Source organism: Trinickia sp. LjRoot230 (assembly GCF_964253315.1).
Lineage (GTDB): Bacteria > Pseudomonadota > Gammaproteobacteria > Burkholderiales > Burkholderiaceae > Trinickia.
The window spans coordinates 3,217,282-3,240,154 of record NZ_CAXUQX020000001.1 but is presented as its reverse complement, the minus strand read 5'-3'; the positions used below and the strand labels follow the sequence as shown (position 1 = coordinate 3,240,154).

The 22,873-nt window shown below is 62.5% G+C and carries 23 protein-coding genes; 9 read left to right on the top strand and 14 right to left on the bottom strand.

The features are described 5' to 3' along the window. Positions 1–4 precede the first annotated feature (4 nt). Positions 5–757 (bottom strand): SDR family oxidoreductase, encoded by a 753-nt coding sequence (locus ACSQ20_RS14795; protein ID WP_436021164.1) that lies wholly within the window; start codon positions 755–757, stop codon positions 5–7. A 188-nt stretch (positions 758–945) separates the two neighbouring features. Between ACSQ20_RS14795 and ACSQ20_RS14790 the strand changes: the two genes are divergently transcribed. Continuing rightward, positions 946–2,475 carry a PLP-dependent aminotransferase family protein gene (locus tag ACSQ20_RS14790; protein ID WP_436021162.1) on the top strand — a complete coding sequence of 510 codons (1,530 nt, stop codon included), beginning with the start codon at positions 946–948 and terminating at the stop codon, positions 2,473–2,475. 51 nt (positions 2,476–2,526) lie between these two features. Here the strand turns inward: ACSQ20_RS14790 and ACSQ20_RS14785 are convergent, their stop codons facing one another. Next, positions 2,527–2,850 carry a helix-turn-helix domain-containing protein gene (locus ACSQ20_RS14785; RefSeq protein WP_436021160.1) on the bottom strand — a complete coding sequence of 108 codons (324 nt, stop codon included), beginning with the start codon at positions 2,848–2,850 and terminating at the stop codon, positions 2,527–2,529. Then, positions 2,850–3,209: a type II toxin-antitoxin system RelE/ParE family toxin gene (locus tag ACSQ20_RS14780; protein WP_436021158.1), complete on the bottom strand. Its 360-nt coding sequence runs from the start codon at positions 3,207–3,209 to the stop codon at positions 2,850–2,852. Before ACSQ20_RS14780 ends, ACSQ20_RS14785 begins: the two co-directional genes overlap by 1 nt. A gap of 304 nt (positions 3,210–3,513) precedes the next feature. On the opposite strand from ACSQ20_RS14780, the gene ACSQ20_RS14775 reads away from it, so the two are divergent. From ACSQ20_RS14775 to ACSQ20_RS14760, 4 genes are all read left to right on the top strand, one after another. Continuing rightward, entirely contained in the window at positions 3,514–4,464 is a 951-nt protein-coding gene (locus ACSQ20_RS14775; protein ID WP_436021156.1) for a spermidine synthase, read from the top strand. Positions 4,465–4,678: 214 nt separating this feature from the next. Continuing rightward, positions 4,679–4,921 (top strand): DUF3311 domain-containing protein, encoded by a 243-nt coding sequence (locus ACSQ20_RS14770; protein WP_436021154.1) that lies wholly within the window; start codon positions 4,679–4,681, stop codon positions 4,919–4,921. Then, positions 4,918–6,468 (top strand): monocarboxylate uptake permease MctP, encoded by a 1,551-nt coding sequence (mctP, locus tag ACSQ20_RS14765; protein ID WP_436021152.1) that lies wholly within the window; start codon positions 4,918–4,920, stop codon positions 6,466–6,468. The genes ACSQ20_RS14770 and mctP overlap by 4 nt, the downstream gene beginning before the upstream one ends. A gap of 124 nt (positions 6,469–6,592) precedes the next feature. Continuing rightward, positions 6,593–7,714: an FUSC family protein gene (locus ACSQ20_RS14760; RefSeq protein WP_436021150.1), complete on the top strand. Its 1,122-nt coding sequence runs from the start codon at positions 6,593–6,595 to the stop codon at positions 7,712–7,714. A 44-nt stretch (positions 7,715–7,758) separates the two neighbouring features. Here ACSQ20_RS14760 and ACSQ20_RS14755 read toward each other — a convergent pair whose 3' ends face one another. The 6 genes from ACSQ20_RS14755 to ACSQ20_RS14730 all read right to left on the bottom strand — a co-directional run bounded on the left by ACSQ20_RS14755 (position 7,759) and on the right by ACSQ20_RS14730 (position 14,096). Beyond that, positions 7,759–8,178, bottom strand: a complete 420-nt coding sequence (locus tag ACSQ20_RS14755) for a VOC family protein (RefSeq protein WP_436021148.1) — start codon at positions 8,176–8,178, stop codon at positions 7,759–7,761. A 282-nt stretch (positions 8,179–8,460) separates the two neighbouring features. Further along, complete coding sequence (locus ACSQ20_RS14750) at positions 8,461–9,480, bottom strand: IS110 family transposase (protein WP_436018354.1); 1,020 nt, start codon at positions 9,478–9,480, stop codon at positions 8,461–8,463. A 199-nt stretch (positions 9,481–9,679) separates the two neighbouring features. Then, on the bottom strand, positions 9,680–10,633 hold the full coding sequence (gene tal / locus ACSQ20_RS14745) for a transaldolase (protein WP_436021146.1): 954 nt from the start codon (positions 10,631–10,633) through the stop codon (positions 9,680–9,682). Positions 10,634–10,782: 149 nt separating this feature from the next. Next, complete coding sequence (locus ACSQ20_RS14740; protein WP_436023136.1) at positions 10,783–12,000, bottom strand: benzoate/H(+) symporter BenE family transporter; 1,218 nt, start codon at positions 11,998–12,000, stop codon at positions 10,783–10,785. Positions 12,001–12,062: 62 nt separating this feature from the next. Beyond that, on the bottom strand, positions 12,063–13,238 hold the full coding sequence (locus ACSQ20_RS14735) for a vWA domain-containing protein (protein WP_436021144.1): 1,176 nt from the start codon (positions 13,236–13,238) through the stop codon (positions 12,063–12,065). Between the two features lie 15 nt (positions 13,239–13,253). Beyond that, positions 13,254–14,096 carry an AAA family ATPase gene (locus ACSQ20_RS14730; protein WP_436021142.1) on the bottom strand — a complete coding sequence of 281 codons (843 nt, stop codon included), beginning with the start codon at positions 14,094–14,096 and terminating at the stop codon, positions 13,254–13,256. A 289-nt stretch (positions 14,097–14,385) separates the two neighbouring features. Here ACSQ20_RS14730 and ACSQ20_RS14725 point away from each other — a divergent pair, with 289 nt between their 5' ends. Together ACSQ20_RS14725 and ACSQ20_RS14720 are read left to right on the top strand one after the other, a co-directional pair. Continuing rightward, on the top strand, positions 14,386–14,754 hold the full coding sequence (locus ACSQ20_RS14725) for a c-type cytochrome (protein WP_436021140.1): 369 nt from the start codon (positions 14,386–14,388) through the stop codon (positions 14,752–14,754). Positions 14,755–14,819: 65 nt separating this feature from the next. Next, positions 14,820–15,203 carry a c-type cytochrome gene (locus ACSQ20_RS14720; protein ID WP_436021138.1) on the top strand — a complete coding sequence of 128 codons (384 nt, stop codon included), beginning with the start codon at positions 14,820–14,822 and terminating at the stop codon, positions 15,201–15,203. A gap of 108 nt (positions 15,204–15,311) precedes the next feature. On the opposite strand, the gene ACSQ20_RS14715 is transcribed toward ACSQ20_RS14720, so the two are convergent. Further along, positions 15,312–15,746, bottom strand: a complete 435-nt coding sequence (locus tag ACSQ20_RS14715) for a DUF1841 family protein (RefSeq protein ID WP_436023134.1) — start codon at positions 15,744–15,746, stop codon at positions 15,312–15,314. A gap of 133 nt (positions 15,747–15,879) precedes the next feature. On the opposite strand from ACSQ20_RS14715, the gene ACSQ20_RS14710 reads away from it, so the two are divergent. Further along, complete coding sequence (locus ACSQ20_RS14710; RefSeq protein WP_436021136.1) at positions 15,880–16,812, top strand: DMT family transporter; 933 nt, start codon at positions 15,880–15,882, stop codon at positions 16,810–16,812. Between the two features lie 30 nt (positions 16,813–16,842). On the opposite strand, the gene nth is transcribed toward ACSQ20_RS14710, so the two are convergent. After that, on the bottom strand, positions 16,843–17,487 hold the full coding sequence (gene nth, locus ACSQ20_RS14705) for an endonuclease III (RefSeq protein WP_436021134.1): 645 nt from the start codon (positions 17,485–17,487) through the stop codon (positions 16,843–16,845). Between the two features lie 9 nt (positions 17,488–17,496). Further along, complete coding sequence (gene rsxB / locus ACSQ20_RS14700) at positions 17,497–18,420, bottom strand: electron transport complex subunit RsxB (protein WP_436023132.1); 924 nt, start codon at positions 18,418–18,420, stop codon at positions 17,497–17,499. A 312-nt stretch (positions 18,421–18,732) separates the two neighbouring features. Between rsxB and ACSQ20_RS14695 the strand changes: the two genes are divergently transcribed. After that, entirely contained in the window at positions 18,733–19,365 is a 633-nt protein-coding gene (locus ACSQ20_RS14695) for a TetR/AcrR family transcriptional regulator (RefSeq protein ID WP_436021132.1), read from the top strand. 36 nt (positions 19,366–19,401) lie between these two features. Here the strand turns inward: ACSQ20_RS14695 and ACSQ20_RS14690 are convergent, their stop codons facing one another. After that, positions 19,402–20,679 (bottom strand): polyhydroxyalkanoate depolymerase, encoded by a 1,278-nt coding sequence (locus ACSQ20_RS14690; protein ID WP_436021130.1) that lies wholly within the window; start codon positions 20,677–20,679, stop codon positions 19,402–19,404. Between the two features lie 245 nt (positions 20,680–20,924). Next, positions 20,925–22,808 (bottom strand): glycoside hydrolase family 15 protein, encoded by a 1,884-nt coding sequence (locus tag ACSQ20_RS14685; protein WP_436021128.1) that lies wholly within the window; start codon positions 22,806–22,808, stop codon positions 20,925–20,927. Positions 22,809–22,873: the final 65 nt, after the last annotated feature.

The window sequence follows — 22,873 nt, the reverse complement described above, 5'->3', positions numbered from 1 at the left end:
CGCATTACTCCGCACGGGTGTTCGCGAGCCATTGCTGGAGGCTGATGCGGCCAAGCCGTGCATCGCCGAGCGGCACGAGCGAGTGCTCCTCGACGCGGCCGCCGAAGTACCGCGCATCGCGATCCGTTACGGCTGGGCGGGCGTCGCCTACGAATTTCAGATACCGTGCCACGATCTCCGCGAACGGCGCGCGCTCTGGGCCGGCGATGTCAACGATGCCGTTCACGGGTGCCGCGAGCGCGACCTGAGCAAGCAATGCGGCGACGTCGTTCGCGGCGATGGGTTGAAAGAGGCCATCGCCGATGTGCACGGTGCCGCCGTGCGCGCCGGCATCCGCGATGCCGCCGATGAACTCCATGAATTGCGTCGCGCGTACGATCGTATAAGGCACGCCGGCCGCTTCGATCGCCTCTTCCTGTGCCATCTTGGCGGTGAAATACGCGTTGTCGGGCATGCGGTCGGTGCCGACGATAGACAACGCGACGTGATGGCGCACGCCCGCAGCCACTTCCGCTTTGCCCAGGTTGCGCGCCGACGTGCGGAAGAAGTCGAGCACCGCTTGGGGCTCCCACGACGGCGCGTTTGCCACGTCGACGACGACGTCGGCGTGTGCGAGTGCCTGACTCAGGCCTTCGCCCGTCACGGTGTTCACGCCGGTACGGGGCGATGCCGCGAGCGCGGTATGGCCCGCCTCGTTGAGCAACGCGACAAGACGTGAGCCGATCAGGCCGGAACCACCGATTACGACAATCTTCATCGAAATTCTCCAAAAGAAGGATAGACGGACATGCGAGACGTTCGGTGTGGCGGCGTCGCGTGAAATTGACTGTTGCCCTCGCATTGCCTGCGGTCATTGTGGAAGAATCATGACTTATGAATAAGGGCCAAGAATTGTCGATATGACTAGGCCAAGTTGTTTCTGCGTCGCTTGCCCGAGAGACCGTCATGACCGCACGCTCCCCCGCATTGACCGTCGAAATCGATCGGCACAAGCCGTTGCCGATCTATCTGCAGATTTGCGAGCGTTTCAGAACGGCGATCGCGGCGGGACATCTGCGTCCTGGCGACCGCGTGCCGGCGCTGCGCGGGCTCGCCATGCAACTGAATACGGCGCGAGGCACCGTTGAGCTGGCCTATACGACACTGGTCGACGAGGGGTACTTGCAGATGCGCGGCGCCGCGGGCACGTTCGTCTCGCCTTCGCTGCCCGTGGCGGTAACGCATCGGGCAGCTGGGCGGGGTCACCCCGACGTGCGCGATAGGCCGGCTTCGGAAGAGGAGGGCGTGCCAATCACGCTCGACTCATCGCGCAATAATCAGCCGACCTCGCGCCAACGGGCCATCGCCGTCGCGATGAGCGGCGAGCCGCGGCCGTTGCAGGCGGGGTTGCCCGCACTCGACGCGTTTCCGCGCAAGATATGGAACCGGCTCGTTTCGCGCCGTGCGCGCAGCGGCGAACGCGCAATGCTTGCCTACCCGGACCCGGTGGGCTACCGGCCGCTGCGTGAACACATCGCCACTTATCTTGGCCTTTCGCGCGGCGTGACATGCCTGCCCGAGCAGGTGTTCGTGACCGGTGGCTATCGCGCGACGCTCGAACTCGTGTTGCGCAGTCTCGCGAGTTCGAACGACCGCATGTGGTTCGAAGATCCCGGCTATCTGCTCGCGCGCAGCTTTTTAACCGAGACCGGCGTGCAACTGGTGCCGGTGCCGATCGACGAGGAAGGAATCGACGTCGATCGCGGCATCGAACGCGATGCGCAGGCGCGCTTCGCGCTGGTCACCCCTTCGCATCAAAGCCCGCTCGGCTACACGTTGTCGCTCGCCAGGCGTATGGCATTGCTCGAGTGGGCAAACAAGGCGTCTCGCTGGATCATCGAGGACGACTACGACAGCGAGTTCCGTTATGTGGGCCGGCCGCTGCCGGCGTTGAAAAGCCTCGACCAGCACGATCGCGTCATCTATTGCGGCACGTTCAGCAAGGTGATGTTTCCCGGTTTGCGGCTAGCCTATGTGGTGATGCCGGAGCGTGCCGTCGAGCGCGTCGCGCGCGTGGCGTGCAGCATGAATGCCGGTTCTCCTACGCTATTGCAGGCCGCGCTGGCGGATTTCATCGAGCAGGGGCATTTTGCGCGCCATGTGAAGCGGATGCGCGCATTGTACGGAGAGCGGCGCATGCTGATCGTGCATGCGCTGGAGCAGGCGTTTGGCCAGCGGATGATTGTCGATTTGCCGGCTGGCGGCATTCAGTTCGCGGTGCGATTCGCCGACGATGCGGCTGGCGCGGTCGACGATGTCGCCGTCGCAGCGCGGGCCCGCCAAGCGGGGCTCGCGACTTTGCCGCTTTCGATCTGGTATGCGAGCGGCCGCACGCCAAGCACGCCGCGTGGGCTTGTGATGGGCTTCGCGAACATTGTCGACGCTGACGAAGCGGGCCGTCTCGCGGGCATCTTGCGCGCGTGCCTTGACGGATGACGGTGACGCATCACGAGCGATTGCGTGTGCGCAGGCAGCCCAGGCTCGCACCTAGCCCGCGAATACGACTTCGATATGTCCTTCGACTTCGGAAGGCTGGCTCGGACCTACGACAATGCGCACATCGCGCCCGAGCTTCGCGAGACATTCCAACATCTTCGTTTCACTGATACCGCGAAACTGTCCGCGCAGCATATTCGACAGCTTGGGTTGCGTCATGCCGAGCACCTGAGCCGCTTGCTGCTGGGTCCATTGGCGCGCTTTGATAATCTCCCCAATCTTGGTGGCGAGTTGCGCCTTAACCTGCATTTCCTCGGCATCGGGGAGGCCCAGATCGGCGTATACATTGCCGCTGCCGCGTTCGATCTCAACCATCACTTTTCTCCTTTCGCATGCGCTTCGGCCGTTTTAAGACGTTCGCGGATGATGTTCATGTCGGGCGCGGGCGCCGCGATGCCGCGCGTTGACTTCTTTTGAAAGCAGTGCAGTACGTATACCGCGCTGCCCAGCTTCACCACGTACACCGCACGGAAAGTGCCGGTGTGGTCCGATTCGACTACCTCCAGCACACAAGCCGATCCGAAACCCTTTAACGGCTTTGCGTCGGCGTGCTTGCGCCCTGTCTGAGCCAGATACAGTGCGTAGCCAAACGTATCCTGGACCGCCTCCGGCATCGTCTTCAAATCCTTACGCGCCGAGCCGAGCCAGTAGAGCGGTTTAATGTACGAATCCATCGGTTAAGTTATACCTATTTATGTATATTTGCAAGAGGCGCGTGAAGACACAACGCGCGGCGAGGCGGCTGCAACGCGGTGTCGCGCCGCACTGCAGCCGCCTCGCATTTTTTGCTGCAGCGAGGGCTGCGGGAAGTCTGCCGTTAGGTAGATAGGCGAAGCAGCGAGCCACATCGAAGCTGGCCGTCGCGTGTTATCGAGGGGAGGTGGCGCGCTGGCTGGTGCCGCTAGCTAAGGGCTGCGCGGTGACGCACGATGCTATGCTCTCGTCCGATTCAACCCGGCGCACCGCGCGAATCCATATATGACTGATCTCATCAAGCGCGCTTCTGCCGAAGCACGTGCTTTTCGTACCAAGTCCGCCCGCCCGGATCTCGCCGACGCTGCTCACGACATGCCGAACGCAAGGCGCACAGGCGGCAAACGTGTCGCCGCTCGCCGTGCGGCGCGCGACGACGCGCCGGGCGTCGGCATGCCGCGTCTCGACATGCCGCGCAAACCGCGTTTTGCGCCCGTCACGTTTTCCGAAGAAAGCGGTGTGCGCTATCTGCACTTCGGCACAGAATGGGTGCAAGGCGCGATGCGCATTCGCAAACCCGATCACATCGAACTCGAATACGCGCAGCAGATGATGGCGTGGCTTCTTTTCATCGAGACGCCCGAGCGCATCGTCCAACTCGGGCTCGGCACCGGCGCGCTGACGAAATTCGCCTACCGCTTTTTGCGCCGCGCTCACGTCGAAGCGGTCGAGCTCAACCCGGCAGTCGTCATTGCCGCGCGCACGATGTTTGCGCTTCCGTCCGACGACGCCCGTTTGAAGGTGCATGAAGCCGACGCTTGGGACTTCGTCCACGACCGCGCCAATCACGGCACGATCGGTGCGCTGCAGATCGATCTGTACGATGCCACCGCGCGCGGCCCCGTGCTCGACAGCGTCGCCTTTTATCGTGCGGTGCGCGCCTCGTTGACCAACGCGGGCGTCGCCACAATCAATCTGTTCGGCGACCATCCGAGCTTCGTGCGCAACATGAAGCACCTTAAAGTCGCATTCGACGGCCGCGTCATCGCGCTGCCCGAAGTGCACGAAGGCAACCGCATTGCGCTGGCATTCTCGGGACCGGCACTTGCGGTGCCATTTGCGGCATTGAAGGCGCGTGCGCGGCTGATCGAAGCTCAACTCGGCTTGCCGGCCCGCAAATGGGTGAGCGCGCTGGAAGCGGCTTTGCCGGAGCGTACAACGACGTTCGCGATCTGAACTCGATTTGACGCTTGGCCACCCGAGCCTCAGGCGGGAGGTGCTCGAGGTGGGCGACGCCTCGGGTCCGCCCTGCTTGACCGGGCGTACTCCGCTCTTATACTCTTGCCAAGCTTTATGAGATGCCCGGACGCGCACGCCTGCGAAGCGCGGTCTGGTCGCGATACGGCGATACGGGTAGCGGGTTCGATAAAAGTCTAAAAGAGGAGACGTCATGGCTCACAATGCCGACGCCAACCGAGCCGCCAAACGCTGGCTCTGGCTATTGGTTATTCCCTGGATCGCGATGATTTGGGTGCCGTCGTATAACAAGATCGACCCGCAGCTCTGGGGTTTTCCGTTTTTCTATTGGTACCAGCTCTTCTGGGTGCTGATAAGCGCGGTGATTACCGCGTTCGTTTATATCAAGACCAAGGACACATCGAAGCAGAGCGCAGATCATGGAGGTGCGCGATGAACGCCACCGCAACCACCGTCTTTGTGCTCTTTTTCGTCGGCGTCACGATTCTCGGCTTTTTCGCGGCCCGCTGGCGGCGCGGCGATCTCGCCCATCTTGAAGAGTGGGGCCTCGGCGGACGGCGCTTCGGCACGATCGTCACCTGGTTTTTGCTCGGTGGCGACCTCTATACGGCCTACACGTTCGTGGCGGTGCCGGCCCTTGTATTTGGCGCGGGTGCAACGGGCTTTTTTGCGCTGCCTTATACGATTCTGATCTATCCGTTCGCGTTCGTCGTGTTCCCGAAGCTGTGGGCCGTCGCCAAGCGCCACGGCTACGTGACCTCGGCGGACTTCGTGAGCGCGCGCTACGGCAGCCGCATGCTCGCGCTCGCCGTTGCGGTGACCGGCATCGTCGCGACGATGCCTTACATCGCGTTGCAGTTGGTCGGCATCGAGGTGGTGATCGGCGCGCTCGGGTTCAATACCTCGGGCTTCGCCGGCGACTTGCCGCTCATCATCGCGTTTGCGATTCTCGCGGCCTACACCTACACGTCAGGCTTGCGGGCACCGGCGATGATCGCGATCGTGAAGGATCTGCTGATCTACATCACGATTGCCGTGGCGATCGTCGTGATTCCGATGCAGCTGGGCGGCTTTAGCCACATCTTCGCGGCTGTGCCACCGGCCAAGCTGCTGCTCAAGGCGCCCGATGCCGCGAGCTTGAACGGTTACAGTGCTTACGCTTCGCTTGCGGTGGGCTCGGCGCTCGCGCTGTTCCTGTATCCGCATTCGATCACGGCGATTCTGTCGTCATCCTCGGGTAACACGATCCGCCGCAACATGGCGATGCTGCCGGCCTACTCGCTCGTGCTCGGCCTGCTCGCGCTGCTCGGCTTCATGGCGCTCGCGTCCGGCGTGAAGGACATGCCGGAATTCGCACCGTACTTCAAGGCGTTCGGGCCGAACTTCGCCGTGCCGGCACTGTTCCTGCACTTTTTCCCGTCGTGGTTCGTGGGCGTTGCGTTTGCTGCGATCGGCATCGGGGCGCTCGTGCCGGCGGCGATCATGTCGATTGCAGCGGCCAACCTCTACACGCGCAACATCCATCGCGAGTTCGTCAATCGCAATATGTCGCACGAGCAGGAGACGAACGTGGCTAAGCTCGTGTCGCTGATCGTCAAGGTCGGGGCCGTCGCGTTCATTCTCGGCTTGCCGCTGACCTATGCGATTCAGCTGCAGTTGCTGGGTGGGATCTGGATCATTCAGACGCTGCCGGCCATCGTGTTCGGTCTTTACACGCGCAAGCTCGATTACCGCGGCTTGCTCGCGGGCTGGGCCGTCGGTATCGGTATCGGGACCTGGATGGCCGCTTCGCTCAGCCTCAAGACCTCGATCTTCACGCTGCACTTCGGTGGCATGGCAATTCCCGGCTATGCGGCGGTTTGGTCGCTCGTCGTGAATATCGTCGTTGCGGTCGTCGTTAGCGTGGGCGTGCGTGCCGTCGGCATCGCTGCGGCCGAAGACCGGACCCGCCCCGAGGACTACCTCGACGCGCTCGAAACCTGAGCGCCGCGTGCCGCGTGTGCGCTTGACTGGCATATGCGGCACGTGCGGTCCATGCGGCACCGGCGGCCGGTAGGTTGCCGGATTGCCTCGACGGCGCGTTTTGTTTCGCCGACAATGACGCGCCATGGCTATCCTTGTTCCTCCCCGCGTGCTTGCCGTGCGGTTGGCTCGCGCGATCTCCTCGCCCTATTACCGATATCGCCATGCGCGCGCGCTGCATGCGATGCGCGTCGGCTTGGCGATGCTGGCTTCGATCCTCGTGACGACGGGCATCAACGTGCCGAATGGGATTTGGGCGTCCGTGACGGTACTCGTCGTCATCGGTGGGCTGCAGCATCACGGCAACATCCGCAAGCGAGCGGCCGAGCGCGCGCTCGGCACCGTGCTCGGCGCCGTGGTCGGCTTGTTGCTGCTCGTCCAATTGCACCTGATCGGCTCGATGCCGCTGATGTACGTGCTGATGTCGCTGGCCGCGGGCGTGTGCGGCTATTTCGCGATCGGGCGCCCTGGGTATGTCGCGCTGCTGGCGGCCATTACGATCTGCATCGTGGCTGGCCACGGCGAGAGCACGATCGATACCGGCCTGTGGCGTACACTGAATGTGTTGATCGGCATTGTGGTTGCGCTGGCGTTTTCGTTTGCGCTGCCGCTTTATGCCACTTACTCGTGGCGTTATCTGTTGGCCCGCAATCTGCGCGAATGCGCGAGGCTCTATACGCGCATCGCGACCGGCGCGCCAGGCGAGGCCGGCGCACAACTCGCAGCTTTCGTGGCGCTTGGTCAGCGGCTCGTCAAACTACGTTCGCTGATGCCATCGGTTGCCAAGGAAATCGACGTGCCGCTCAAGGAACTCGAGGCGATTCAGCGCCTGAATCGCTCGATACTGAGTGCGCTCGAGATGATCTCTACGGCGGCGCTCGCCGGGCAGCAAGGAGTGACATCGCCCGCGCGCGCGGCTGTCGGCGCGCCCGAGCCGGATGCGCATGTTCATGCCGTTCGCACGACATTGCTCGCGATGGCGCGTGCATTGCGCTTCGGTTCGAATACGCGAGCGTGGCTTCCCGCTAACGGGGCGTGGCCGCCTGGTGCCGTGCCGATTATTGTGGTCAGTGCAGTGGCCGCGAATGGGCCCGAATGGCTCGCGCAACGTTTCGCCGAGCAAGTCGACGAATTGCGCGAGCTGCTTGCGCGTACCGAAAGCCATTGGAATATCGAGCGGCGGCCGCCGCTGGCGGCGCAGTCCTGAGCGCTCACACGACGAGCGACCTGCTTTGGCCGCTCGTCACCGCGTTATTGCGCCGGGACTTTGGTCACGCTGACCATCCACGGAATGCCGAACTTGTCGGTGACCATGCCAAAGCCTTTCGAAAAGAAGGTTGGCTGCCAGGGCAGCGCGACGCTACCGCCGTCGGCAAGCGCGTCGAAAGCCGCTTTGGCTTTGTCCGCTTCGTCGAGTGCGATCGAGATGCGAAACCCCGAGTGCGGCGTCGCCGGCGCTGGCGCATTGTCGTCGCTTGCCATCAGCGTCGCTTCGCCGATGCGAAACAGCGCGTGCATGATGCGCTCGCCTTGTTCGCCTTGGGTTTGATCGCCGGGTGCATCCTTATAGCGCAGTTTGACGGACACTTCGGCGCCGAGCTTGTCCGTGTAGAAATCGAGCGCTTGCTCGCAGTTGCCGTAAAAGAAAAGATAAGGCCGAACTTCCATCATCGTTATATGAACGCCTCCCGTTTGCGAAGGTTTTTCGTGTGTTGCGACTACGACAGGATGGGTTGCAGCTTTATATCCGGGCTTGTTGCAGCCCGATGCGCTGCGGCCCACCATGAAATCCGCTGACCCGCACCTCATTTCTCCGGCGAGCTTGAAGCTCGAGCGATGATTCAGGTTTAGCGAGTCCCGGTCCGACCTGTCTTGTCATTACATACGATTGCCAGCGCAACCTTTCGACGTGTCATCCTGTAAAAGTTGATCTTTCTGCGCGTCGTTCGCCATTCAAATCGGCTTCACGCTCACGTAACCTTTTTCATATGGCCGGTCATGTGCCAGGATTGCCCAGATCGTGCGGGCCATCTTGTTGGCCTGCGCCACGACCACTACATTCATCGGCCTGCGTGTCCTGATCTGCTCAAGCCACGGCCCCGGCTCCTTCGAGTGGAAGAGCACGCTGCGCGCACCGTGGATCAGCAGCTTGCGCAGATATGTATCGCCTCGCTTGCTGATGCCCAGCAACTGAACCTTGCCGCCCGACCCCGTTTGCCTCGGGACCAGCCCAATCCAGGCTGCGAACTCACGCCCGGATCTGAACGTCTTCGCGTCCCCCATCGTCGCGATCGCCGCAGTCGCCGTCAGCAGACCGACACCCGGTATCGCAACGATTGCCTTGCACGCCTTGTCCTCTTTCAGCCATGTCTGCAGGCGCCGTTCGATTTCGGCAATCTGCCGGTCCAGATCCGTCAAGCCGTTCCATTGCTCGCGCAGCGTGTCGATCAGAATCGTCGGCAGACGGTCCACCAGTCGCGCCAATACATCTGGTATCGCCTTGTCCAGCGCAGCTCGACCCTTGCCCATCACTTCACCGTATTCGGTCAGCAGGCCGCGCAGACTGTTGATCTGCATCGTGCGAAACTTCACCAGCTGTTCGCGCATCCGGTGCAGCCCCAGCACTGCCTGCTGCGTCTCGGTCTTCACCGCAACTGACTTGCCCGGTTGCTGCGCGGCCATCCAGATCGCTCGCGCATCAGCCGCATCATTCTTGTTACCCATCACGAACGCCTTGACGAACTTCGCCGGCATCAGCTTCACCTGGTGGCCCATCGCCGTGAGCTTGCGGGCCCAGTGCTGCGAACCGCCACACGCCTCCATCCCGACCAGGCACGGCGGCAGGTTCGCAAAATGCTCGAGAAACGCCGCCCGCTTTATCGGTTTGTTCACAATCTCGCCTGTCTCAGCGTCGATGTAATGGAGCTGGATCACGTTCTTTGCAATGTCCACACCAACTGTCGTAAGCTTCATTTCGGACCCTCCGGTTTGCCTGTGAAGACCTTGATGATCTTCCACCTTGGGCACTTCGATGCCGTCGGCCCGTGAGGGTCCACCCTCCTTCTTCGCTTCCACCTCTCACGGGTGGGAGGCGTTCATATCATTTCTCCTTATATCCGCAAGGGTTGGCTTCCATGATCGGCCCCGTACATCCGGGGGCCGGTGCACTGTATCAGCGCAACGACTCGATGAGCTTCTCCAGCTTGATCGCATCGGCCGCGAATGCTCGGATGCCTTCGGCGAGCTTCTCGGTAGCCATCGCGTCATCGTTGAGCTGAAAGCGAAACGACGATTCGTCGATCGCGATGCGTTCGATCTGCGCATTCGCGGCGATGTCGTCCGATAGTTTGCGTTCGACGGTCTCATTGCTGTCATGCAGTTTTTGCAGCAACTCAGGGCTGATCGTCAGCAGATCGCAGCCCGCGAGTTCCAGGATCTGGCTTGGCGTGCGAAAGCTCGCGCCCATCACCTCGGTGCGATAACCGAACTTCTTGTAGTAAGCATAGATGTGACGCACCGATTGCACGCCCGGATCGTTCGCGCCGCCCATCGCTGCTTCGTCCCAGTTGCTGCCGGCCTGCTTTTTGTGCCAGTCGTAAATGCGGCCGACGAACGGCGAGATCAATTTTGCACCGGCCTCGGCGCACGCGGCGGCTTGCACCGGCGCAAAAAGCAGGGTCATGTTGCAGTTGACGCCCTCTTTTTGCAGCACTTCGGCCGCACGCATACCTTCCCAGGTGGAGGCGAGCTTGATCAGCACGCGCTCGCGGCCAATGCCGGCCGCCTCGTAGAGCTTGATCAGTTCGTGGCCCTTGTCGATCGAGCGTTTCGCATCGAATGAAAGCCGCGCGTCGACCTCCGTGGACACGCGCCCCGGAATGATGTTGAGAATCTCGCGGCCGAACGCGATCAATAAATGGTCGATGATCGCGCCGGCCGGCTTGCCCGCATGATCGCGCACCGTTTTCTCGAGCAACGGCTTGTAGGCGTCTTTTTGCACCGCCTTCAAGATCAGCGAGGGGTTCGTGGTGGCGTCGCGCGGTTTGTACTGGGCGAGCTGCTGGAAGTCGCCCGTGTCCGCAACAACGGTCGTGTATTGCTTCAGTTGGTCAAGAGCATTTGTCATGGCTAAAGGGCGGGCTTGCAGCCTGCGCGGGAAGAAGGGAAAAAGGGTCGACGGGCAGATAGTGCTGCGCCGCGACCGGCGACAACGAGGATATATCGACTATTTTAGCGGCAGCCGGCGCACAGGCTGTTTCGTCTGGGCGCTTCCGTTCATGCGCGCCGCGTATTAAGCATGACCTGCGTGACGAGGCCGGCAACAAGGCCCCAAAAAGCCGATCCGATCGACAGCAGTGTCAGCCCCGACGCCGTCACCATGAACGTGACGAGCGCCGCCTCGCGATAACGCGCGTGGCTCATCGCGTTCGTGAGCCCGCCCATGATCGAGCCGAACAGCGCGAGCGCGGCGACCGACACGATGAGCGCCTTGGGCAGCGCGGCAAAAAGCGCGGCGATCGTGGCGCCAAAGATGCCCGCCATCAGGTAAAAGAGCCCGCACCAGAGCGCGGCGGTATAGCGTTTCGTGCGGTCTTCGTGCGCTTCGGGGCCGGTGCAGATTGCCGCGGTGATGGCCGCAAGCGTGACGCCGTGGGCGCCGAATGGCGCGAGCACGAGCGACGCGATGCCGGTGGTGGCCACGAGCGGTGCTGATGGTGTGTCGTAGCCGTCGGCGCGTAGCACCGCCAGCCCGGGCATGTTTTGCGAGGCCATCGCCACGACAAAAAGGGGCACGCCGATGCTCACGGCAGCCGCGAATGAAAACTGCGGCATCGTGAACACCGGCTGGGCCAGCGCAACATGGAAGTGACCGAAATCGATCAGGCCCAATGCGCCTGCCAGCGCGGTGCCGGCCGCGAGCGTCGTCGGGATGGTATAGCGCGGCGCGGCACGCTTCATCGCGAGATAGACGAAGAACATCGTCACGACGAGCGCGGGCTGATACTGCGCCGCATGAAAAATCTCGATACCGATCTCGAACAAGATGCCCGCCAACAACGCCGCGGCGATGCTGGCAGGCACGCGTTTCATCAATGCATCGAACCAGCCGGTCAAGCCGACGACGGTGACAAGTGCCGCCGATACGATGAATGCGCCGATCGCCTCGCCGTAGGCAACATGCGGCAACGAGGCGATCAGCAGCGCGGCGCCGGGCGTCGAGTACGCGATGACCACGGGCGCGCGATAGCGCAGCGAGAGGAAGATCGTCGAGAGCGCCATGCCAATCGACAATGCCCAAATCCACGAGGAAATTTGCGCCTCGGACAGATGCGCGGCGCGCCCGGCCTGGAAGACCAGCACGAGCGAACTCGCGTAACCCGTCATCATCGCGACGAACCCTGCCACGACCGCATGCAGCGAGGTATCGGTGAAGGGGCGCAGGAAACGGCGGCCAGCGATCGGCCGGCAGGCAAGCTCGGGGGTGGGCGGCATGTTCATCTACACAACGGGGGACGTGAGAACGTAAAAGGGAGCCAGCGGCTAGCGGCCCGGCGTTATTTGCTCAACTCGCGCATGGCCGACTCGAGGCCAGCTGGCGTGAGCGGATACATTCGTTCGCCGAGCAGTTGACGAATGATCGATACCGATTGGCGATATTCCCATAAGCCCTGCGGCTCGGGGTTGAGCCAGGCATGATGCGGGAATTGATCGGCGAAGCGGCGCAACCATACGGCGCCTGCTTCAGGGTTGTCGTATTCGACCGAGCCGCCCGGTTGCAGCACTTCATAGGGGCTCATCGTGGCGTCGCCGACGAAGATGAGCTTGTAGTCGGGCGTGAACTTGTGCAGCACGTCCCACGCCGGCACGCGTTCCACATGGCGGCGGCGATTATTCTTCCAAAGGGAGTCGTAGACGCAGTTGTGGAAGTAGTAGAACTCGAGGTGCTTGAACTCCGCCTTGGCCGCGGAAAAGAGTTCTTCGGTGCGCAAGATGTGGTCGTCCATCGAGCCGCCGACGTCGAGCAGCATCAGCACCTTCACCGTGTTGTGCCGCTCGGGCACCATCTTGAGATCGAGCCAGCCCGCGTTGGCCGCCGTGCTGTGGATCGTGCCGGGCAGGTCGAGTTCCTCGGCGGCGCCTTCGCGCGCAAAGCGCCGCAACCGCCGCAGCGCGACCTTGATGTTGCGCGTACCGATCTCGACCTGGTCATCGTAATCGCGATAGCCGCGCGCTTCCCATACCTTGACGGCCGTTCGGTTACCGGCGGATTCCCCACCGATGCGTATGCCTTCCGGATGGTAGCCGCCGTTGCCGAACGGCGAGGTGCCGCCTGTGCCGATCCACTTGTTGCCGCCTTCGTGGCGCCCCTCTTGTTCGTCGAAGCGCTGCTTGAGGCGCTCCATCAGCTTGTCGAGCCCGCCTAGCGCTTCGACGGCTGCTTTCTCCTCTGGCGTGAATTCGCGTTCGATGCGCTTGCGAAGCCATTCGGACGGCACTGCCAGGGCTGCGTCGGTCACCGCTTCGACGCCGCGAAAGTAGGCGCCGAAGGCTTGGTCGAATTTGTCGAAATAACGCTCGTCTTTAATCAGCGTGAGCCGTGCGAGATAGTAGAACTCGTCGAGTGACGGCGCGATCACGCGCTCGCGCAACGCTTCGAGCAGCGTCAAATATTCGTTCACCGATACGGGTAGGCTGGCCGCGCGCAACGTATAAAAGAAGTTGATGAGCATGCCGGGCTCCGTCGCTCATCGATTGTGGCGGTTCATATAGACGAGCCGCTCCAACAGGCTCAGGTCCTGCTCGTTTTTCAGCAGCGCGCCGGCGAGCGGCGGCACGACCTGCTTGCCTTCGAGCGAGCGCAGTGCTTCGGGAGGGATCGCTTCGGCGAGCAAAAGCTTGAGCCAGTCGAGCAATTCCGAGGTCGACGGTTTCTTTTTCAGCCCCGCGACGCTGCGCAACTCGAAAAAACTTGCGAGGGCCGCGCTCAGCAGCTCGGCATGAATGTCCGGGTAGTGCACGTCGACGATCTGCTGCATCGTCGCCGGGTCTGGAAACTTGATGTAGTGAAAGAAGCAGCGCCGCAAGAACGCATCGGGCAACTCCTTCTCGTTGTTCGACGTGATCACGACCAGCGGGCGATGCCGAGCGCGTATGATTTCGCGCGTCTCGTAGACATGGAACTCCATGCGGTCAAGTTCGCGCAGCAGGTCGTTCGGGAATTCGATGTCGGCTTTGTCGATTTCGTCGATGAGCAGCACCGCCGGCTCGTCACATTCGAACGCTTGCCACAGCACACCCTTCACGATGTAGTTGGCGATATTCTGCACGCGGGCGTCGCCGAGCTGGGAATCGCGCAGGCGCGAGACAGCGTCGTACTCGTAGAGCCCTTGCTGTGCCTTCGTCGTCGATTTGATGTGCCACTGAAAGAGCGGCATGCCCAGTGCCGCAGCCACCTCTTCGGCCAGCATCGTCTTGCCCGTGCCGGGCTCGCCCTTGATCAGCAGCGGCCGCTTGAGCGTCATGGCGGCGTTGACGGCGAGCTTCAGATCGTCTGTTGCGACGTACTGCGACGAACCTTCGAAACGCATGGTGACACCGCCCTCTCGGAAAAAACCCAGTATAAGTCAGAAGGCCCGGGCGCCTGCGGCATGGTGTCGCACGGGTGTCGGACGTGTGTCGGGTACCCTGTTTTCGGCGGCGCCCATCGGGTCTGTGCCGATGTGGACCGCGGCTTGGCGTCGCGGTACAATTGCCGCGTTTTTTTGGCCTCTTTGGCTACCTCGATAATGAAGAGCGGCGCGGTTGATGAAATGACTCGTGCCGTCGCCCTGCGGCAGTTGCGTAGGCGTTCGTTTCCCCTCAGCCAGGTTACAAGCTATGAACTCTTTCGTCGGCAAACATGTCGTGACCGTAGCGCTCGCGGCCCTTGCTGGGTTCGCGTTGAACGCCCAGGCGGCCGATGTCGTCGGCAATCCGAAGGCGGCGCAGGGCAAGGTCGCAATGTGTATCGGCTGCCATGGCATCCCCGATTACCGCACGGCTTACCCCGAGGTCTACCACGTGCCGAAGCTCGGCGGTCAAAATGCGGCGTATATCGAGAATGCGTTGAAGGGATACAAGAAGGGCGACCGCCACTTCGCCACGATGCATGCGATTGCCGTGACGCTCACCGATCAGGACATTGCGGATATCGCGACCTATTACGCGGCTCAAACGGCGTCCACACCGAACAATCCCGACAAGTGACCGGGTCGTTGCGCGGTTGCTTTCAGCTCTCTCAGGCACTCTCATTTCGCGGGATAGGAGAATTCATGAACAAGCGCGATCAGGCACTTCGGACGATCGTCAAGGCTGCGGGGGCAGCGCTCGCTTTCGGCGCGCTGGTGATGTCGAACCCGGCCGCAGCGGCCGACGCGGCTAACGGCAAGACGCTCGTCGGCAGCCACAACTGCGCGGCATGTCATGGCCCGAACCTGAATAAGCCGGTTTCGCCGGAATATCCGAAGCTCGCCGGCCAGCATGCGACTTACGTCTATTGGGCGCTGCGGCAATACCAGATGGGCAATGGCAATCCCCAACTCGGCCGCAACAACCCAATCATGCAAGCGCAGGTGCAAAACCTCTCGCAAAGCGATATGAAGGATATCGCTGCGTACGTCGAATCGCTCGACGGCGATCTCGTACAGAAGAAGTAACCAGCCGCACCGATCGGACCGAGGTCGCTCGGATCAATCAGTTACAAACACCCTGCTGGCCGGTTGGCTGGCCGGTTGGCTGGCCGGTTGGCTGGCCGGCATCGGCCGTCAATCGCGCGATGCCCGCCGTTCGATGCGGGCGAGATAGGCGTCAGTATCGGGAGGCGTGTTATTGCGCTGCGCCTCCCAAATCGTCTCGCCGAGGCATTCCATAATCGCGTGCTGTGCGTCGTGCGTCGAGTGCAGGCGCGCGGCGAGCCGTTCGTGCGCGGCCCGGATGCCCGGTGGCTGATCGATAGACAACTGCTCGCTGATCGCGAGATGCATCGACAGATGCAGGAATGGGTTGGTCCGCCCGCCTTCGGGCGAATAGTCGGCTGAGCTCGCGGCTGTCTCGTCGGCAAGCTCGTCGTGGTACTCCGGATGTTCGATGATCCAGTCCGCCGCGATTGCCTCGAGCGGCGTCAAGATTTCGCCCGCGCGCTGCTTGCGCCAGGTGGCGGTGAAAAAACGTCGGACTTCGTCGCGGCTCGGATTGAACATCGTGTGGTGAGGAGAGACTCGCTGCATGAAGCCGACATTTTACGCCGCGACAGCGTTCCCGCTAAAATCGCGCGGTTCACATTTTTGCGTGTATTTTTCCGCACGACGCACCCGCGCGAGAAGCGCCAGGCCGATGACCCCAGCAACGCTATCTTCCCGCACTGATACGCTTTATGGCGCGGCGCTCGCCGCCCTTTCCGCGAGCGCGTTCGGCGCGATGGCTATCTTCGGCCGCTATGCCTATGCGGGCGGCACCGATGTGCTCGGTCTGCTCGCCTTGCGCTTTGTCGTCAGCGGTAGTGTGCTTGCCTGGGTGGCGCGCCGCCGCGGCGTGGTCTGGCCGCAAGGCCGCACGCTCGCCTGGATCGCCGCCATGGGCGCGATCGGGTATGTCGGGCAATCGCTTTGCTACTTCATTGCTTTGCAGCACGCGCAGGCGAGCCTGGTGGCCCTGCTGCTGTACCTCTATCCCGCATTCGTCACCGTCTTGGCGGCCTGGTGGCTTCGCGAGCGGCTCACGCCGATGAAGTGCGCGGCGCTCGTGCTCTGCCTGGCAGGCTCGGCGTTGATGGTGGGCGGCGGGCATGGTGAGCCGCTCGGAATCGCGCTCGGCCTTGCCGCGGCGGTGATCTATTCGATCTATATCGTCGTCGGCGCACGCGTGACGCGCGGCGTGGACCCGCTCGCGACGACCGCCGTCGTGTGTCTCGCGGCCGCTGCCGTGTTCGTCGTACTGTCGCTTGCACGTACGGCAACCGGTGCGCCGCCGCATTGGCCGGCGACGCCCGCCGGCTGGGCCGCTGTTATCGCCATCGCGCTTGTTTCCACCGTCACCGCCATGCTTGCGTTCTTCGCGGGCCTCGTGCGGCTGGGCGCCGCGCGGACGTCGATGCTTTCGACGCTCGAGCCCGTCGTTACGGTTGCGCTCGCGTCGCTGCTGCTCGGTGAATCGCTGAGCGCGCTTCAATGGGTGGGCGGTGCCTCGGTGCTCGGCGCGGTGCTCTGGCTCGTCAGCGCAGGCGGCGGCGCCCAAGGCGACGCTGTGCCGCTCGAAGCGAACCAGTAGCAGCCCTAGCCCTGCAAGAGACGCCTTCGTTCAAAGCTCGGGCGGCGGCGTTTTCGGCCTGTATTCGCAAAGCGGTTCGATCACGCAGTGCCAACACTCGGGCCGGCGCGCTTTGCAGACGTAGCGGCCGTGGAGGATCAGCCAGTGATGCGCGTCGTGCCGAAACTCGGGCGGCGTGAACTTCTCGAGCGCGGTTTCGACCGCGCGCACGTCCTTGCCTGGCGCGAGCCCCGTGCGATTCGCCACGCGGAAAATATGCGTGTCGACGGCAATCGTCGGTTGACCGAATGCGGTATTGAGCACGACGTTGGCCGTTTTGCGACCGACGCCCGGCAACGCTTCGAGCGCCGCGCGCTCGGCAGGGACCGCGCCGCCATGCTGCTCGAGCAGCAATCGACACGTGGCAATCGCATTTTTCGCCTTGGTCCGATAAAGGCCAATCGTCTTGATGTATTCGGCCAGTCGGGCTTCGCCGAGATCGAGGAACGCCTGCGGCGTATTGGCGACCGGGAACAGTTTGCGCGTCGCCTTGTTGACGCCGACGTCAGTGGCCTGCGCCGAGAACATGACCGCGATCAGCAGCTCGAACGGCGTGGTGTATTCGAGCTCCGTCGTGGGATGCGGGTTGAGGCTTTGCAGCGCTTCGAAAATGGCGCGACGTTTGGTGGCGTTCATGCGGCTCTTTTAACGTGACGGCGGGTTCTCGGGTTTTATCGGCGAAGGCGAAGGCGAAGGCGAAGGCGAGGGCGGGGTGTTAGCTGCGTTGTCGTCCGATGTCGGCGCAGTAGCCGCGCCGGCATCGGCAAGGCGCCGCCGCCGGGCCTGGGCGGCGTCGATTTGCGCTTGCACGGCCGGGCTGACGTCGCTGACGTTCTGCGGCACGACGCCCTCCGATGCGAGCGCCGCCTTCTTCTGGCGCGCCCGCTCGAGCGCGGCGGCGATAATGGCGCGTTTTTTCGCGGCGGCGCTGTCCGCGCCGTTCGCATCGGACGGCGCGGCCGCGCTTTGCCCCTCGAACGCGGCGGGTCCAGCCGATGCATCCAATGCCGCGGGCGCCGCAGCGGAGCGCCGCGCGGCTGCGCGCGCAAGCGCTGCGTCACGCTCGTGCGCGAGCCGCGCCGCGCGCTGCGTAAAGCGCTGCCGGGCATCTTGTGCCTGCTCCTCGCTCCATGCTTGCCAGCCGGTGGCGGCGCCCGTGACGGGCACCATGTCGATGCAGTCAACCGGACAGGGCGCGACGCACAGATCGCAGCCCGTGCACAGCTTCGACACGACCGTGTGCATCAACTTCGGCGCGCCGACGATCGCATCGACCGGGCATGCCTGGATGCACAGCGTGCAGCCGATACAGAGCGTTTCGTCGATGATGGCGACGGGGCGCGCGCGTTCGACCCCGTTGGCCGCGTTGAGCGGGACGACGGGCTTGCCGATGAGCGAGGCGATGCGCGCGACGCCTTCGGCGCCGCCGGGCGGGCATTGGTTGTAGCCGGCCTCACCGCTGGCAACGGCTTCGGCATACGGGCGGCAGCCCGCATAGCCGCACTTGGTGCACTGAGTTTGCGGCAGCAGATCTTCGATGCGATCCGCGAGGGTATTTCTATCGGTCACGTTGGGCGACATCTGAACGCGGCGGGCCCTGAAAAACGGGCTTGAAAAGCGGCGAGCCGTAAAACGCCGGCAAGCGTAGTGGGGACGCTGGGAAAGCTGTCATTATCGCCGATTTCACGGGTTGCCATTGGCAAGCCATGTGCCATAATCGAAGCGCTTTTCGCACGACCACTTAAAAAGTAGGGGTGTCTCCCACGAACAAGGCGCGTGGGTCCCATGCCGCCGGCACAGGGTTCGAAGGAGGGCTGGCAGCGTGACGCGGACAACGCGGCTCACAAAAACGCGGGGCCGCTCACAGAGCAAAAGGCCACCATGAATCAGCTGAAAATCAAAAGAGACCCAGAGGGCACTCGGCGCCGTATTTTACTGGCCGCGGCCGAGGAATTCGCAAATGGGGGCTTGTTCGGCGCGCGAGTCGATCAAATCGCCCGGCGCGCCGAGACCAACGAGCGCATGCTCTACTACTATTTCGGCAGTAAAGAGCAGCTTTTCACGGCGGTCCTCGAACACGCGCTCAGTGCACTGATTGATGCGGAAAAAGCGCTCGATCTCTCCGGTATGGCGCCTGTAGAGGCAATGACGCGACTCGCGCATTTCGTTTGGGATTACTACCGCGATCATCCCGATCTACTGCGGCTCATCAATAACGAAAATCTGCACGAAGCACGCTACATCCAGAAATCGACGCAGATTCGCGAATTGATTTCGCCGATGGTGACGACGTTGTCATCGATTCTCGAGCGCGGTGAACGCGCGGGTCTTTTTCGCGCGAATGTCGATCCACTACGTTTTTACGTAACGCTTTCCGGCTTGGGGTACTACGTCGTATCGAACCGTTTCACGCTGCAAGCCACGCTCGGCCGCGACTTCAACGCACCGGAAGAGCGTAGTGAAATCGTGCGCATGAACACCGAATTGCTATTGGCGTATCTGATGCGGCGTTGAGCGAGCGCACGACGAGTTGATTGAAGCCGGCTTGGTTCAAGCCTCGACCGGCTCGACCTTGGTTTTCGATTCGTTGTTGTGCTCGAGGATGAAATCGCGCAATTGCGGATAGATGATCGTGCGCCAGCGCCGCCCCGAGAAAATGCCGTAGTGGCCGCATTTTTCGGCGGTGAAATGGCGCTTGCTGCTTTCCGGAATGCCAGAGCAAAGCTGATGTGCGGCACGCGTTTGACCGCATCCCGAAATATCGTCGAGCTCGCCTTCGATCGTAAAAAGCGCGGTGTGCTTGATGTCCTGCGGGCGCACGAGTTCTCCGTCGATTTCCCATGTGCCTTCGGCGAGCCGAAACTCCTGGAATACGATGCGGATCGTGTCGAGATAATACTCGGCGGCCATATCGAGTACCGCGTTGTACTCGTCGTAAAAGCGGCGATGCGCTTCGGCGTCCTCTTCGTCCCCGCGCATCAGACTTTGATAGAAGTCCCAATGCGACGCGGCGTGCCGCTCCGGATTCATCGCGACGAACCCCGAATGCTGCAAAAAGCCCGGATAAACATGGCGGCCCACGCCGGGATAATTCTGCGGTACGACGTGGATCACGTTGTTCTCGAACCACTGATACGAATGCTGCATCGCAAGCGAATTGACCGAGGTCGGGCTGCAACGCGCGTCGATCGGCCCACCCATCATCGTCATCGTGGGCGGGGTATCTTCGCCGCGGCTCGCCATCAGCGAAATGGCGGCAAGCACTGGCACGGTCGGCTGGCAGACAGACAGCACGTGAAGATTTTTCGCGCCGATGTGGCGAATGAATTCCTGGATGTAGGCGACGTAATCGTCGAGATGGAATGGCCCGTTCTCGACGGGCACCATGCGCGCATCGATCCAATCGGTGATGTAGACCTTGTGATCTTGCAACAGCGTTCGAACGGTATCGCGCAGCAGCGTCGAGTGATGCCCGGAAAGCGGTGCGCACACCAACACGACCGGTTCGTCTTTCAGTTGCGCCACGGCTTCGCTGTCGTCGGCAAACCGTTTGAAGCGCAACAGGCGGCAAAACGGCTTTTCGATGATGGTCTGCTCGACGATCGGGATGTTACGGCCGTCTTTGACAATCTGATGAAGGTTGAACTCGGGTTTTTCGTAGTCTTTGCCGAGCCGGTAAAGCAGCTCGTAGGCAGCCGAAAGGCGCGTGGCACCGGGGACATAGGCAAGCGGGCTCGCCGGGTTCGCGAACGAGCGGGACGTAGCCTCGGCCCACGCCGTCAACGGATTCAAAAGCGCGCGCTGAAATTCGTAAAACTGGTAAAGCATGATGAGGACTCCCGCGTGGGAAAACTGAGCGGTAATAAGCGGCGCTCGGCGTCGCGGCATGCCGTGCTGGAAACAAAGGCTTCGTGCCAGTGTGGACTGATCGATGATATAGGACAAACATGGCTAGTTGCAATGCAGCAAATTCGCGACCCGCGCGGGGTTTTCCCGAATGCAGCGCCGCCGCGGCGCGCCGATAGGCGGCCTTGCCGACCGCAAAACGCAGGTATTTTCGAGGCCGCGCGCGTCTAGCATGCGCTGCTGTCGCCGTTTTTGCCCCAGGCGCCGGTCGAATTGCTGGAACCGGTCGAATCGGTGGATTCGGCGGAATGGGCCGGATGCCCTGTCGCCTGCGTCATTTCCTGCTCATGCCGCATCAGATTGAGCCCGGTATGAATCAGCGCCACATGCGAGAACGCTTGCGGAAAGTTGCCGGTAAAGCGCTTCGCGCGCGGGTCGTATTCTTCGGCCAGCAAGCCGACATCGTTCGCGAGCTCGATCAGGCGCTCGTACATCGCGTGCGCCTCGTCGAGCCGGCCCTGTAACGCGAGGTTGTCCACCAGCCAGAAGCTGCATGCGAGGAAGGTCCCCTCGCCGGGCGGCAGGCCGTCGTCGACCTCGGCAGTGCGGTAGCGCATCACCAACCCGTCGTGCATCAGGTCGCGCTCGATGGCCGAGACCGTCGAGACGATGCGCGGGTCGTGCGGTGGCAAAAAGCCGACGAGCGGCATCAACAGCAAGCTCGCGTCGAGATCGTCGCTGCCATAAACCTGCGTGAACGCACCCAGTTTTTCGTTGAAACCCTGAGCGCAGACATCGGCGTGAATCGCGTCGCGCACCTCGCGCCAGCGCTGCACGGGGCCGCTCAAACCGCATTTCTCGGCCGAACAGACCGTGCGGTCGAACGCGACCCAGGCCATCACCTTGGAGAACGTGAAGTGACGACGCCCGCTGCGCACTTCCCAGATGCCTTCGTCAGGCTCGCTCCAGATTGTCTCGAGGTGTTCGAGCATCACGCATTGCAGTGCCCAGACCGATTCATTCGAATGCAGCCCGCCAATACGCGCAAGATGCAGCGCGTTCATGATTTCGCCATAGACGTCAAGCTGCAATTGGCCGACCGCGTTGTTGCCGATCCGCACCGGTTTCGCGCCCTGATAGCCAGGCAGCCAGTCGATCTCCATTTCGGGTAGGCGCCGTTCGCCGGCAAGTCCGTACATGATTTGCACCTGCGACGGCGCGCCTGCCAGCGCGCGCTCGAGCCAGGCGCGCCAGGCGCGGGCTTCATCGTAATATCCGCAGCGCATCAGCGCGAGCAGCGTGATCGTCGCATCGCGCAGCCAGCAGTAGCGGTAATCCCAATTTCGAGTGCCGCCGAGCAGCTCGGGCAGCGAGGTGGTCGGCGCGGCGACGATACCGCCCGTCGGCGCATAGGCGAGCGCCTTGAGCGTCAGCAGCGAACGGCGAATCGGCGCGGCGTAGCGGCCGGTGACCTGACAGCGGCTGGACCAGTCGTGCCAATAGGTTTGGGTGCCGGCGAGCGCGGAGAATGGATCCGTGGCCGGCGGCAGCCGTTGGTGCGAGGACGAGTAGGCGAGCACGAACGGCACACGCTCGCCCTCGGAGACCGTGAATTCGGCGGCCGTATGCATGTTTTCACCGTGTAACGGCACATCGGTGCGCAGCACGACCATGTCCGGGCCAACCACGGCGCGGATACCGTTGCCATGTGCAAGCTGCGTGACCCATGGCACGGAAAAGCCGTAATCGAACCGTAACGTGAGCGCCATGCGCATCGGGACCGTGCCACGCTTGCCCACCACGATGCGAACGAGTTCGGACCAACCGTTGCCGGGCGGCATGAAATCGATCACGGTCACGGCGCCTTCGGCGCTCTCGTAGTCGGTTTCGAGGATCAGCGTGCCCTCGCTATAGCGGCGTCGGGCGCTGGCGGTGCCGCCCACGGGGCCGAGCTGCCATGCGCCGTGCTCCGGATTACCCAGCAGCGCGGCAAAGCAGGCGCCGCTGTCAAAGCGCGGCCAGCACAGCCAATCGACGGAGCCGTCGCGGGAAATGAGCGCGGCCGTGTGGCCGTCGCCGACAAGTGCGTAGTCTTCGATGGAAGCGGGCATGGTGGTCGTTATGCGATTTCGCGGCTGGAAGACGTTAAGTCACGGTAGTCAGCAGTAGTTAGCGC

Coding starts and splice junctions, on each gene's coding strand:
- ACSQ20_RS14690 (WP_436021130.1), bottom strand. CDS start 20,679: ATGCTTTACCAGTTTTACGAATTTCAGCGCGCGCTTTTGAATCCGTTG.
- ACSQ20_RS14785 (WP_436021160.1), bottom strand. CDS start 2,850: ATGGTTGAGATCGAACGCGGCAGCGGCAATGTATACGCCGATCTGGGC.
- ACSQ20_RS14750 (WP_436018354.1), bottom strand. CDS start 9,480: ATGAAGCTTACGACAGTTGGTGTGGACATTGCAAAGAACGTGATCCAG.
- ACSQ20_RS14720 (WP_436021138.1), top strand. CDS start 14,820: ATGAACAAGCGCGATCAGGCACTTCGGACGATCGTCAAGGCTGCGGGG.
- ACSQ20_RS14770 (WP_436021154.1), top strand. CDS start 4,679: ATGGCTCACAATGCCGACGCCAACCGAGCCGCCAAACGCTGGCTCTGG.
- ACSQ20_RS14710 (WP_436021136.1), top strand. CDS start 15,880: ATGACCCCAGCAACGCTATCTTCCCGCACTGATACGCTTTATGGCGCG.
- ACSQ20_RS14725 (WP_436021140.1), top strand. CDS start 14,386: ATGAACTCTTTCGTCGGCAAACATGTCGTGACCGTAGCGCTCGCGGCC.
- ACSQ20_RS14795 (WP_436021164.1), bottom strand. CDS start 757: ATGAAGATTGTCGTAATCGGTGGTTCCGGCCTGATCGGCTCACGTCTT.
- ACSQ20_RS14775 (WP_436021156.1), top strand. CDS start 3,514: ATGACTGATCTCATCAAGCGCGCTTCTGCCGAAGCACGTGCTTTTCGT.
- ACSQ20_RS14755 (WP_436021148.1), bottom strand. CDS start 8,178: ATGATGGAAGTTCGGCCTTATCTTTTCTTTTACGGCAACTGCGAGCAA.
- ACSQ20_RS14780 (WP_436021158.1), bottom strand. CDS start 3,209: ATGGATTCGTACATTAAACCGCTCTACTGGCTCGGCTCGGCGCGTAAG.
- ACSQ20_RS14685 (WP_436021128.1), bottom strand. CDS start 22,808: ATGCCCGCTTCCATCGAAGACTACGCACTTGTCGGCGACGGCCACACG.
- ACSQ20_RS14730 (WP_436021142.1), bottom strand. CDS start 14,096: ATGCGTTTCGAAGGTTCGTCGCAGTACGTCGCAACAGACGATCTGAAG.
- tal (WP_436021146.1), bottom strand. CDS start 10,633: ATGACAAATGCTCTTGACCAACTGAAGCAATACACGACCGTTGTTGCG.
- mctP (WP_436021152.1), top strand. CDS start 4,918: ATGAACGCCACCGCAACCACCGTCTTTGTGCTCTTTTTCGTCGGCGTC.
- ACSQ20_RS14695 (WP_436021132.1), top strand. CDS start 18,733: ATGAATCAGCTGAAAATCAAAAGAGACCCAGAGGGCACTCGGCGCCGT.
- ACSQ20_RS14715 (WP_436023134.1), bottom strand. CDS start 15,746: ATGTTCAATCCGAGCCGCGACGAAGTCCGACGTTTTTTCACCGCCACC.
- ACSQ20_RS14740 (WP_436023136.1), bottom strand. CDS start 12,000: ATGCCGCCCACCCCCGAGCTTGCCTGCCGGCCGATCGCTGGCCGCCGT.
- ACSQ20_RS14760 (WP_436021150.1), top strand. CDS start 6,593: ATGGCTATCCTTGTTCCTCCCCGCGTGCTTGCCGTGCGGTTGGCTCGC.
- ACSQ20_RS14735 (WP_436021144.1), bottom strand. CDS start 13,238: ATGCTCATCAACTTCTTTTATACGTTGCGCGCGGCCAGCCTACCCGTA.
- nth (WP_436021134.1), bottom strand. CDS start 17,487: ATGAACGCCACCAAACGTCGCGCCATTTTCGAAGCGCTGCAAAGCCTC.
- ACSQ20_RS14790 (WP_436021162.1), top strand. CDS start 946: ATGACCGCACGCTCCCCCGCATTGACCGTCGAAATCGATCGGCACAAG.